The sequence below is a fragment of the Listeria grandensis FSL F6-0971 genome, assembly GCF_000525835.1.
GTDB classification, from domain to species: Bacteria; Bacillota; Bacilli; order Lactobacillales; family Listeriaceae; genus Listeria_A; species Listeria_A grandensis.
Genome location: NZ_AODD01000034.1, coordinates 15,630 through 27,741 on the forward strand (window position 1 = coordinate 15,630; position 12,112 = coordinate 27,741).

14 protein-coding genes are annotated in these 12,112 nt (G+C 37.6%); all 14 read left to right on the forward strand.

From position 1 onward, the window contains the following. Positions 1-218: 218 nt before the first annotated feature. Entirely contained in the window at positions 219-890 is a 672-nt protein-coding gene (locus PGRAN_RS14260; protein ID WP_036068130.1) for a Crp/Fnr family transcriptional regulator, read from the forward strand. Positions 891-1,163: 273 nt separating this feature from the next. Then, the gene (locus tag PGRAN_RS14265) at positions 1,164-3,020 is read left to right on the forward strand and encodes a toxin Cry1Ac domain D-VI-related protein (RefSeq protein WP_036068133.1); all 1,857 of its coding nucleotides are present in this window, start codon (positions 1,164-1,166) and stop codon (positions 3,018-3,020) included. A gap of 85 nt (positions 3,021-3,105) precedes the next feature. Further along, positions 3,106-3,897, forward strand: coding sequence for an immunoglobulin-like domain-containing protein (locus tag PGRAN_RS14270; protein WP_036068135.1), 792 nt, complete (start codon positions 3,106-3,108; stop codon positions 3,895-3,897). A 90-nt stretch (positions 3,898-3,987) separates the two neighbouring features. Then, positions 3,988-4,428: a DUF4352 domain-containing protein gene (locus PGRAN_RS14275; protein WP_036068136.1), complete on the forward strand. Its 441-nt coding sequence runs from the start codon at positions 3,988-3,990 to the stop codon at positions 4,426-4,428. Positions 4,429-4,482: 54 nt separating this feature from the next. After that, a complete protein-coding gene (locus tag PGRAN_RS14280) occupies positions 4,483-5,094 on the forward strand; it encodes a sugar transferase (protein WP_051998676.1) in 612 nt (203 codons plus the stop codon). Between the two features lie 66 nt (positions 5,095-5,160). After that, the gene (locus PGRAN_RS14285) at positions 5,161-5,919 is read left to right on the forward strand and encodes a WecB/TagA/CpsF family glycosyltransferase (RefSeq protein WP_036068141.1); all 759 of its coding nucleotides are present in this window, start codon (positions 5,161-5,163) and stop codon (positions 5,917-5,919) included. Next, a complete protein-coding gene (locus tag PGRAN_RS14290) occupies positions 5,916-6,956 on the forward strand; it encodes a glycosyltransferase family 4 protein (protein WP_036068144.1) in 1,041 nt (346 codons plus the stop codon). The genes PGRAN_RS14285 and PGRAN_RS14290 overlap by 4 nt, the downstream gene beginning before the upstream one ends. Positions 6,957-6,959: 3 nt before the next feature. Further along, positions 6,960-7,613, forward strand: coding sequence for a hypothetical protein (locus tag PGRAN_RS14295; RefSeq protein ID WP_149024078.1), 654 nt, complete (start codon positions 6,960-6,962; stop codon positions 7,611-7,613). A 185-nt stretch (positions 7,614-7,798) separates the two neighbouring features. Continuing rightward, complete coding sequence (locus tag PGRAN_RS14300) at positions 7,799-8,194, forward strand: hypothetical protein (RefSeq protein WP_149024079.1); 396 nt, start codon at positions 7,799-7,801, stop codon at positions 8,192-8,194. 12 nt (positions 8,195-8,206) lie between these two features. Further along, positions 8,207-8,932, forward strand: coding sequence for a YveK family protein (locus PGRAN_RS14305; protein ID WP_036068151.1), 726 nt, complete (start codon positions 8,207-8,209; stop codon positions 8,930-8,932). Further along, entirely contained in the window at positions 8,926-9,621 is a 696-nt protein-coding gene (locus tag PGRAN_RS14310; RefSeq protein WP_036068153.1) for a CpsD/CapB family tyrosine-protein kinase, read from the forward strand. Before PGRAN_RS14305 ends, PGRAN_RS14310 begins: the two co-directional genes overlap by 7 nt. Then, positions 9,622-10,533 carry a glycosyltransferase family 2 protein gene (locus tag PGRAN_RS14315; protein ID WP_051998675.1) on the forward strand — a complete coding sequence of 304 codons (912 nt, stop codon included), beginning with the start codon at positions 9,622-9,624 and terminating at the stop codon, positions 10,531-10,533. An 18-nt stretch (positions 10,534-10,551) separates the two neighbouring features. Continuing rightward, positions 10,552-11,871, forward strand: a complete 1,320-nt coding sequence (locus PGRAN_RS14320; RefSeq protein ID WP_036068154.1) for a UDP-glucose dehydrogenase family protein — start codon at positions 10,552-10,554, stop codon at positions 11,869-11,871. After that, positions 11,864-12,103 (forward strand): glycosyltransferase family 2 protein, encoded by a 240-nt coding sequence (locus PGRAN_RS14325; RefSeq protein ID WP_036068156.1) that lies wholly within the window; start codon positions 11,864-11,866, stop codon positions 12,101-12,103. Before PGRAN_RS14320 ends, PGRAN_RS14325 begins: the two co-directional genes overlap by 8 nt. Positions 12,104-12,112 lie beyond the last annotated feature (9 nt).

Here is a 12,112-nt window from a genome sequence, read left to right on the forward strand (position 1 = left end):
TTACTGCGTTTTTATTGGATAAATTTTCATAAGTGTCAGCAAGTGATGACAACGTTGATTACCATAAAGCAGTGAAGGATGGTTAAATGGAGATATGAGATAGGTCAAATACTTGTCATATAAAATTCACAGAATAGACATAAAATATCGAAATTAATAATGTTTTTAAAAAAATAATAGATAATTAGAGCTGTTAGTATTGTTTTGGAGGTGAAGAAATGGAACTAATCGAACTTTATAATAGTGATACGATTGAACAAGACTTTCATCCGCGAAAGCTATTGCGGCTGTTGCTTGATACTAGTAACTTCCCAATTCAGAAGGAACGCATTTTATTTGAAAGAGGAGATCAGATTTTTTTGGAGTCGAGTCAAGCAGAATCGCCTTACGTGTATGCTATAGAAAATGGTGTTGGTGCACTTTACATCGGCAAACAGATCATTGACTTCGTCGGTGAAGAGGATTTTATCGGATTACATCATGGTCAGGTTGCACGAGCTACGCAAATGCACGGTCAAGTTTTGACAGGAAGAATGATGGTGTGGCGTTTTTTACTAAGTGATGTCATCGCGAAAATTATGAGTATGCAAGAAGGTTATTTATACCATTACAATTACATGCGAATGATGTATGAACGATATGCACTAAAAATTATAACGAGTAGTGATACGAATCACCAGAAGGTTGAGAGCATGTTGCAAGCCATTATTGAACGTTTTGGAACAGATCGAACAGAGAATTATATTAAATTGCCGAGATGTTTCACTCGTGGGGTAATGGCTAATTATACTGGGGTTAGTAACACGACCTTGAGCGCAGTATTAACACAATTAGAAAAAGAAAAAATAGTGACCTTTCAATCACGAAATATATTGGTGTCAGTTAATTGATTGTTTCGGGATGCATAGCTATCAATTGGCAGTAGAATCAAAAATAAGAGAAAACGAATCATTTCTTGGATAAAGTTCATGAGATTGTCATATAATCCTTTCCCTTGATTAAAAATCAGAAAAAATCTGATAATTAGGCTTGCTACACTTATGCTAAAGGAGGTGAGTAAAGAAAAAATACACAAAGCAATATGGAAAAAATAGTGAAGGTAATAAAAGAGCCTTGCTAGCAAGAGATAAAAATTGAGAAACGAAAGAGGTTAGTAAAAAATTATGAATAAAAAGCAAATGAAAAAATTGGCAAGTGTCTTAACAGTAGCATCGATTTTAGGAACAAGTATCGCAACACCATTGAACGTTATATCTACAGAAGCGTTTGCAAGCGAAGCGGGAGGTTCGAGGGCGACAAGTTATAGTGCTCCTAATCTTGTTAAGATTACAGGTGAGCAGACAACATCGGGCAATATATTTAAATATAAAGAGATTGATTTTGGTAGATATCTGTACGAGAGCAAGAACATTACTCGCGGGACTGATGAACTGGAAGGATGGGGGCTGGTTGATGGGGTAAAATCATCCCTTGTATCCGTTTCAAAATCAAGCATTAGTATGAGGCTTAATAAGGCGATAAGTGGGTCTATATATGCTAGCATACCGATATCGACGACAGTAGGTAAAAAATATTATGTGAGTTATGACTTAGATTATAATCAATCGGCGTCATTAGAAGAAGGTGAGGATCGTGTTAGAGTCATGGCACATATGCAGACTATTAAGGGCGGCGACACGAGTGAAAACCTATTTACAGCCACTTATGGTGATAAAACAGAATCTCGTAGTAATGGCTTTACCTTCACGTCAACCCTTTCAGATGTGGACATAATAACAGAGTTTGGAAGGACAAAAGTATTTGGTGATTCTAATCCTAATGGTTATCGTCAAACGGTATTAAAGAACCTCCAAGTACGTGAAGATTTCTCAGATCAAGCACAAGATATGTTGAATGCTCTTTTCACAACACCAAATGTCACAACGCTAAAAAGCGGTGTGACACAAGCAGATATCGATGAAGTACAAGCTATCATTGATGCGGTTGTTGTTCCTGAGAACAAGACTGCTTTACAAAATAAGTTAAACCCAGCAAAAGAACAAGTAGCAGTTCGAACGGAAGATCAAGCCAAACAAGCAGTCGATGCATTATTCAATAACAATATGCCAACAAGTAATGCCATCAAATCCACAACAACACAAAAAGCGATTGATGATGCCCAAAAACTAGTGGATGCCATTACAAATGCAACAGTAAAAGCGGCCCGTCAAGCCGACTTAAACAAAGCTCAAAGCTTACTAGATGTTAAAAAAGCAGCAGCGGCGGCGGCGGAAGAAGCCAGACAAGCGACAGCGAAACAAGCAGTGGATGCATTATTCACTAGTAATAGCCCAACAAGCAATGCCATCAAACCTACAACAACACAAAAAGCGATCGATGACGCCCAAAAATTAGTGGATGCTATTACAGATATAGGAGTAAAAGCGGTCCGCCAGTCCGACTTAAATAAAGCTCAAAACTTACTGGATGCAAAAAATGAAGCAGAAGCAACAGAACAAGCGAAACAAGCGGCAGCGAAACAAGCAGTCGATACATTATTCAATAACGATACATCAACAAGCAATGCTATTAAACCTACAACAACGCAAAAAGAAATTAATGATGCCCAAAGACTAGTGGATGCCATGACAGATGCAGCAGTAAAAGCGGCTCGTCAAGCTGATTTAGACAAAGCCCAAAGCTTACTAGATGCGCGTACAGACCAAGTAGCGGCAGATCAAGAACAAAAAGCAGTGGCAAATTATGCAGTAAATCAATTATTTGTAAGCAACACACCAACAACTGATACTATCAAAACATCAACAGATCAAGAGGCAATTGATAGCGCCCAAGCAGAGATTAACAAAATTAGCGATCCATCACTAAAAACAGGATTACAGACAAATCTAGATCGTGCACAAGAACTACTGAATGAACGTAATGCATTAACAAAACAAGCAGAGCAAGCAGTCGACGAATTATTCAATAATGGTGATAAGAACGGTTCACTAAAAGCTGAAATAAGATCAAGAGGCGATTGATAAGGCGCAAGAAAAAATTGACGCTATCACAGACGCAACTAAAAAAGCAGAATTACAAAAAGACCTAGATAAGGCACAAAATCAATTGGATAAATCGAAACAAGAAGAAGATGAAGAGCAAGTAGAAATCGAGGGACAAAGTGCTAAATATACACTTGGAGATCTTTATATTACAGGGACTTACACAGGTCCAGTAACTGGCATGAGTGTTGATGTTAACGGGAAACGCTATTACGGCGGAACAACTGCTGACGGAACATTCAAATTCTACGGCAAAGATAAGATTGCTACTGTTGGAGATGTTGTAACTGTTAATTTACATGCTGCTGACAAACAAGTCAAGACATCTTTCCAAGTTCAAATTGTAGAACCTTTAAAAGTATCTCTTGTTGACTATAAAGTTGGTGATAGCTACATCAATGCTACGTATAATAATTCCGATGTTGCTAAAGTTGGTGTAGTTGTTGACGGTACGAAACATTGGGGTGGAGATGTTGGTAATGGTACTGTGAAATTTTATGCACTTGATAAAATCCGCACTGCCGATCAAGAAGTAATTATGAACTTCTATGATGCAAACAACAATCTACTATCATCAACAACATTAAACATCAGAGCACCATTTGAAGGTGAAATCCTAACAGCAGACCTAAAACTAACAGAAACAAACCTTAGGGGAACGTTGACTGGTGATATTTCAAAAGTCGCAATTTCTATCAACGGAAAGATATATCATGGTGGAACGATAGCAGCAGATGGAACATACAAAATCTATGTATCAGACAAAAAAATTAAAGCAACAGACGAAGTCATCGTTTATGGTTACAGTAAGGATAATAAGGTACTATCAGAAAAAGTTCTTACAATCTCAGAATAATTACAATAAACTAATTTGAAAAAGGGGGCTATCACGGTAATTCACGTCAATTATGATAGCCCCCTTTTTTCTAAAGTAAGGTAGGAATGTATGAAAAAAATTATAAAAATTATACTCGTAGCATTACTCATGTCTATTGCATTGACTGGATGTAATAAAGAAGAATCAGATTTAAACAAAGCATTAGGTACAAAAGAAATGACAGTTACACCAACAAAAATAACACGAGAAAAAGCAGCTAGTGATCGCAAAAGTATTGTGAAAGTAGAAGTCAAAGTCGAAAACAATACAACGAAAGCAATCGGTATCGGAGCTGGCAACTTTACGTTGAAAGATGAAGATAATAAAGTATACGAAATATACGGAATGAAGGCAGATAGCCTAGGTCAAGAAGTAAAAGCTAAGGAAGAAACCACTGGATATATCTATTTTGAAATCCCTGCAAGCCTTGAAAAAGCCTGGATGAGTTATACGTTTCAGCTGGGTCAAGAACCCGTTGCTGAATGGTTACTGCCTTTTCCTAGTAAATAATGAAGGAAGTGGATTGGTTTGTTCTATTCATCACAAGAAATCCAAAAACTACAAATGACTGCAAGTAAAGACTGGAAATATCGTGTTCTAGACATAATTATTGCTGTACTCGCATTGATTATAAGCGCTCCGGTACTCCTTTTGATCATGCTAATCATTAAACTCACTGATATAAAAGCTCCAATATTTTTTAAACAAGTTCGTATTGGGCAGGATGAAAAACCTTTCGAAATGTATAAATTCCGATCCATGGTTGTCGATGCTGAAGACCAAAAACAAATGCTGTTAGGGCAAAATGAGATGGAAGGCTTAATGTTTAAGCTGAAAGATGATCCACGAATCACAAGGGTTGGAAAATTTATCCGAAAGACAAGCTTAGACGAATTTCCTCAATTATTTAATGTACTACAAGGTCACATGAGCGTTGTCGGCCCACGTCCACCTTTGCCAGAAGAAGTAGTAGAATATACGAAATATGATAAATTACGATTACTCGTCAAGCCAGGATGTACGGGGCTTTGGCAAGTGAGCGGGCGGAATAAGTTGAGTTTCAATGAAATGGTAGAGCTAGATATAAAATATATAAGACAACGCTCCATTAAGTTCAATTGTATTATTTTGATGAGAACGTTACGTGAGTTGACAGGAAAAGGTGGTGGCATGTAAAAACATAATATTCTATAAAGTACCCCAAGATCTAATGATAGATTGAAAGAGGAGGTTGTACTAGAAGTGACAAAACGAATTCGGGTTTTAGACGCGAACATTGATACACACAGTTTACCTGAAACAATCATACAAATCGAGCATCACATTAAAGCTAGAAAGCCGATACATCATGTGGGTGTCAACGCTGATAAGATCAACTTAATGAAAAAGAATCCTGTATTTAAAAAAATAATAAATGATTCTACCTTAATTAATCCTGATGGTATGTCAATGGTATTAGCAGCCAGAATCTTGAAGAAGCCAGTTATTGATCGAGTGGCTGGGATTGATGTCATGACTCAATTGCTAGAAGTTGCAGCTGAAAAAGGTTATCGTGTTTACTTTCTTGGAACAAGCGAGGCTATTTTGAGAAAGATGGTTATTAAAGTAAAACAAGATTACCCAACCTTGAAAATCGTCGGCTATCAAAATGGCTTTTTTAAGCAAAATGAAGAAGCTAGCGTTGTGGAAGGCGTAAAAAAGGCGAAAGCAGACATTTTGTTTGTAGCTCTACCAAGCCCTAAAAAAGAATTTTTTATAGATAAACACATGGAAGAAATGGCTGTACCGATTTCGATCGGGGTGGGTGGAAGTTTTGATGTTATAGCAGGTGAACTAAAGCGAGCGCCAATGTGGATGCAAAATGTAAATCTAGAATGGCTATATCAGATGATCCAAGAGCCAAAACGGCTAGCTAAAAGATATATTATCGGAAATACTGTTTTCTTAGGCCACATATTACGAGAAAAATTAACTAGAAAAAGTGAGGTTGAGATTGGATGAGAATTCTGATGTTTGGACCTGAATCTAAGGCTAAGGGTGGTATTGCAACAGTTATTTCGAATTTTAAAGATCATTTTAAATCTGAAAATAACGAGATTTTCTATTTAGAGAGCTGGAAAGAAGGAAGCTTAATAAGGCGTACACTATCTTCAGTGATAGGTTTGGTAATGTTACCTATTTTGATAAGTAGCAAGAAACTAGATCTGGTTCATATACACATTGCACAAGATGGCAGTTACTTTAGGAAAGCTATTGCGGTAAGGCTAACAAAGCTATGTCGTAAAAAAGTATTGCTACACATCCACGGTTCTCATTTTGATGCTTATCACAGAGAAAGTAAACCACTGTTACAACGACATCTCATTGAGACATTACAAAAATCAGATAAGGTTATTGTATTAAATGATGAAGTGCAGCAATATTTTTCAGCATACGGAATAAAAACAGAGATCATGTTCAATGCTGTTCCGATTCCAGAGCGACAGGAAGGTAGTAAAAAAGAAATGCAGATCAGTTGTTTTGGTCAACTTGGGAAACGTAAAGGAACATACGATATTCTCGATGTGGCAGCCGTTTTGCAAGAAAAACATCCAGATATTCCGATTTATTTATATGGAGATGGAGACATAAAGAAGATAGAAGAACTCATCAAAACGAGAAATCTTCTGAATGTACATCTTGGTGGCTGGGTTACAGCTGAGCAAAAGGAAGTCGCGATGCAGCAAACGATGATTCACATACTCCCGTCCTATCAAGAAGGCTTACCAATGGCTATTTTAGAAACAATGGCGCAAGGTATTCCAAATATTAGCACATATGTTGGCGGAATACCTGATATTATTGACAACGGAAAAAATGGTTTGCTGATTGAGCCAGGGAATACGAAGCAGTTAGAAGCAGCATTGCTTACCTTAATAACGGATAATAAATTACGCCAACGGATGGGCACAGAAGCTTACTGGAAGGTTGAAGACAAATTCTCGATGCCAGCATATTTAAAGAAATGGGAAAAAATTTATACAGAATGGGATGAATAGTTGTTGGAACCTGAGTTGAAATCAAATGAATTACAGCAAAACAACATGGCTAGCTTCCTATTTTTCACCTTTATTACTCTGATCCTATTCGCACCAGTGATTGGAACTATTCCTTCGCTACAAGCTTTAAACATCGATAATACTATTGCGTTTATCTGCTTGCTAGGTATTATCATTTTTCAACTAAAAAAACCTAAATCTATTACAAAAAACGAATATACGATTATCGGACTTTTGGTGGTCATCGTTATGCTAGGACTATTTGGAAACATAGCATCCAGTATCTATAGTATCAAGTTTATTGTCTTAGATATTTGGAGTATCACAAAATGTTTTATCGCTTATTTCTTTGGAAGATTGGCTTTCAAAGCTGGCTTCTTCACATCTCAAATAAATCGACTCATTGTCTACAGTAAATGGATAATAGGATGCTTAACGTTATTGCTAGTTCTAAACTTAGTATACCCAATTTGGCCCTCCACTGAAATAAGGATGGGAATTAAAACACAATATTTAATATTCCCGCACGCCACATATTTAAGTGCCACTGTCTTTTTCTGCATGTTATTCCTCGGATTGAAAAATGTACGCTACAATATCCCATTCCTCATGATGGGAAGTATGGTCATTTTCTTTGCTGCACGAAATAAAGGCTAATCTTTATCGCCATCTATTTCTTTATGTTGTTGTTTCAACATTATGCAAAAAAGAAAAGTTTTAAAATAAGCTACCTTATTACTCCAGCTGTGATTTTGATTGTGGCTTTTTGGGAAGTAATTGATACACGATTATTGTCTTCAACAACGTCAGCAAGGAGTCTACTTTACCAAGGTGCTTTTAAGGTGGCAGATATGTATGCTCCGTTTGGGTCAGGATTCGCTACTTTTGGATCTGGTAGCTCTGTAAAAAACTATTCACCTCTGTATGATGTATTAGAATATTATCGGATTTATGGATTTACCAGAGAAAATCCTCAGTTTTTGAATGATAGTTACATTGCAATGTTTATTGCTCAGTTTGGATATATTGGAATGGCTTGCTTTGTAGGTATTGTTCTCTTATTTCTTCTTATGATAAGTAAACGCTCAGGCAATTTACAAGCTTTTGTGTTGGTACTGTTTTTATATGCAGTTACTTCTCTTTTTACAGAGCTATATTTAACAACAAGTCTGGGTATCGTGACTTTTTTTCTAATGGGAACTGTTTTGGGAAATGAAGAGAAAAAACCAGATATTTAGAAAGGATAGATTATGGAAGAAACAATTACATTAAAGGAAATTTTAGAGGTATTACGGAAAAATATATGGATAATCATTGGTTGTATGATTCTTCTTGCAGCGGGAAGCTTCGCCTATTTGAACTTTTTGGTTACACCAAAGTACGAGGCAACATCACAAGTCTTGATTACTCAAAGCGCTCAAGGCCAAAATACAGCAGTCCAAAACTCAGAGATTCAGGCTAATATCCAGATGGTGAATACGTATGCTGTTGTTATTAAGAGTCCAAGGATATTGAAAATTGCAGCAAAGGAAATAAGTCCAACTATGACTTTAGAAGCACTTGCTAGTAAGGTGTCAGTTGATAGTGTACAGAACTCACAAGTTATCAATATACACGTTGTAGATGATAACCCAGAAGCAGCGATTCGTATCGTACAAATTGTGACTAAAAATTTCTTAAAAGAAACAGCCGATATGATGAAGATCAATAATGTTGAATTGTTGGCAGATGCCTATACAGCGAAAAAAATTAGTCCGAATGTCAAATTAGGAATGTTGGCAGGGATGTTAGCAGGGCTGGTTGTAGGAGTTATTATTAGTTTTGGTAGAAGAATGTTTGATGAGCGGTTTAAGAAGGAAGAAGAAATAACTTCGCGCTTACAGATTCCTGTTATCGGTACAATCGGAAATATTGTCGATAGTGAATATCGCCGTGATGCAGAACGAAAGATTCGGAGGTATGAGAAGAAATGGTGAAACGGAAATTGAAACAGATAGAGCGAGAAGATCATAAGCTAATTGTTCAAAATAAGCCATTATCACCATTGTCAGAACAATTTCGAATGGTAGTGGAGAATATTGAATTGATGGGTATTGATCAGGGAATAAAATCAATCATGATAACATCAGCCGATCCAAGTTCTGGGAAATCACTTATTTCTAGTAACTTAGCAATCGCCTTTGCTCAAAAAGGTAAGAAGACATTATTAATTGATGTTGATTTACGAAAGCCGACGATTCATAAATATTTTCGAAATGGTATATCTTTAGGTTTAATGGGCCTTATCAAAAAAGATGTGACACTTGAGAATGCAATTGTTGAAAGCGATACGCCGAATTTGAGTATCCTTCAAGCTGGGATTATACCGCTTAATCCAGCTACCATCATGGCTTCAGAACGATTAAAAATAGTCTTGGCAGAGCTTGAGATGCACTTTGATCATATTATTATGGATACACCACCGATTTTAGCTGTTGCGGATGCACAAGTATTGGCTGGGATAGCGGATGCTTCTGTACTTGTAATCCGCAATGATTACACCGTGACAGAGCGAGCACGCAAGGCTAGTAGACGTTTAGAGCAAAGTTCGAAATTATTTCTTGGTGTGATTTTTAATAATCAAAAGCAGAAATTGGATCATTATTACTATCAGGGTGGTAAGTAGATGCGGGATTTAGTGAGTGTCATTATACCGACGAGGAATCGTGTTAGAGCATTAGAACAAGCTATTAAAAGCGTGTTTAAGCAGACCTATACATCCATTGAGATTTGTGTGGTAATTGATGGGGAAGACGATGAAACGAAGCAAATGCTTGAAAAATACTCGGGTGGTGAGATCGATGTTCGCATATATCAAACAAAAGGTGTTGGCGGTGCTACTGCAAGAAATATTGGTGTTCAAATGGCGCGTGGAAAATGGATTGCTTTATTAGACGATGATGATGAGTTTTTACCAGATAAAATAGAGCAACAGTTAGCGTTATTAGATGATAATCCGAATGTCAGACATCTTTCTTTTACTTCAGTCTTGACCTATCCTGCGGAGAACAAAAAGAAGACTTTTATTCTACCAGCGACCTCATGGAATGATAAATATACGGTGGGTGAATATTTGTTTTGCCGTCATAGGCGAAAAACACTAGGTTTTATACAAACGTCAACATTATTAATACCAAGGAAACTATTGTTGGAAGTGCGATTCACAGACGGTTTGAAAAAACACCAAGATTGGGATTTGATATTGCGGATGGAGCAGGCAGGTATTAAGATCAAACATTTGAATAGCGCTAAGACAATTTATCATAAACAGATTAGCAATGAAAAACGTACGGGACAACAAAATATTTGGCGGTTTTCGGAAGAATGGATAGATACAGTTGTGTTGTCTCGACAAGCGAGAGATTCCTTTTTACTGTCCATTGTTATTCGTGGGATTGCAACGGATCGAAGTTTATCAATGAGAGAGCGACAACGAGAAATAATGGCACGTATTGGCCAAGTGAAATGGAATTGGAGGAATATAGGGAATTATTTTTATATGGCATGTATTAATATGATTCGCATTTATATTAAATGAGAGTGAGGATGTATAACTATGAATATTACAGTAGCGGGTACGGGTTATGTTGGCTTGGTTACAGGAACTTGTCTGGCTGATGTTGGGCATACAGTGACCTGTGTTGATAAAGACCCATTGAAGATTGCGATGCTAAATAATGGTCAATCACCGATTTATGAACCGGGGCTTGAAGAGAAGATAGCGGGATTGAGTCAGTCTAATAATCTTTCTTTTACTACAGAATATAAAAAAGCCTACGCAAAAGCCGATGTCATTATAGTAGGTGTGGCGACACCTGAAAGTGAGGATGGCTCAGCGAATCTACAAGCCTTGTATACGGTGTGCAAACAAATCGCACATTCGGTTGAGAAGCAAACGCTAGTGGTTGTTAAATCAACAGTTCCGATTGGAACAAATGATAAGTTAGTAGCTTACTTTGATGAATTGCTTGGGGAGAGCAAAGAGTTGATAGAAGTAGCATCTAACCCAGAATTTTTATCACAGGGAACGGCGTTAAGAGATACGCTTCAAGCAGAGCGTATCGTGATTGGAACAGAGAGTATTGCAGCACAGAAAATATTGGCTGAAATGTATGAGCCGTTCGGGCAGCCGGTATTGACAATGAATCGTCGTAGTGCGGAAATGGTGAAATATGCGTCTAATGATTTTCTAGCGCTCAAGATTTCATTCATTAATGATATTGCCAATTTATGTGAAGTGGTTGGTGCGGATATTGAAGAAGTGACACGCGGAATGGGAAGTGATTCGCGTATTGGTAAACAATTTTTATCACCTGGCATTGGGTATGGGGGGTCTTGCTTTCCAAAGGACACCAAGGCGTTACACTGGCTTGCAGAAGAGGAGGGGTACACGCTTCGAACGATTCAAGCAACTATTGATGTGAATGAGAAACAGCGATTTAAGTTGATTCGAGCGGCCCGTAAAGACATGAGTAGCTTTGCAGGTAAGAAGATTGCGGTATTAGGTGCAACATTTAAGCCTGGAACGGATGATTTACGAGAAGCGCCATCGATTCCTAATATTCAATTGTTATTGAACGAAGGCGCCGAGATATATGTGTATGATCCGGTTGGAATGACTAATTTGGCAGCCATTTTTGGGGATACGATAATGTATGGTATATCTTCAAAAGAAGTGTTGCACAAGGCGGATGCTTGTTTTATTTTTACAGAATGGAACGAATTTAAAGAGATGGACTTATCTCTATTTCAAAAGATGAACGAGGCACGCGTGTATGATGGGCGTAATTGTTTTTCTACACAAGCCGCGAGTGATGCAGGGATGCACTATTACTCGATTGGCCGTGCGAAAGTAGGAGGACATGCACTTGTCTAGTATCTCGATTATTCTACCAGTGTATAATGTAGCACCATACTTGGAAGAATGCTTAGAAAGCTTGATAGCGCAAACCTACCAAGACTTTGAAGTGATCGCGGTGAATGACGGTAGCAGTGATGGAAGTTTAGCCATTTTAGAAGCGTATCAAGCGAAGTTACCACAATTAAGCATTATCTCTCAGAGGAACCAAGGCTATCTGCGGCACGTAATACAGGTTGAAAAGCGCTAGTGGTAAGTA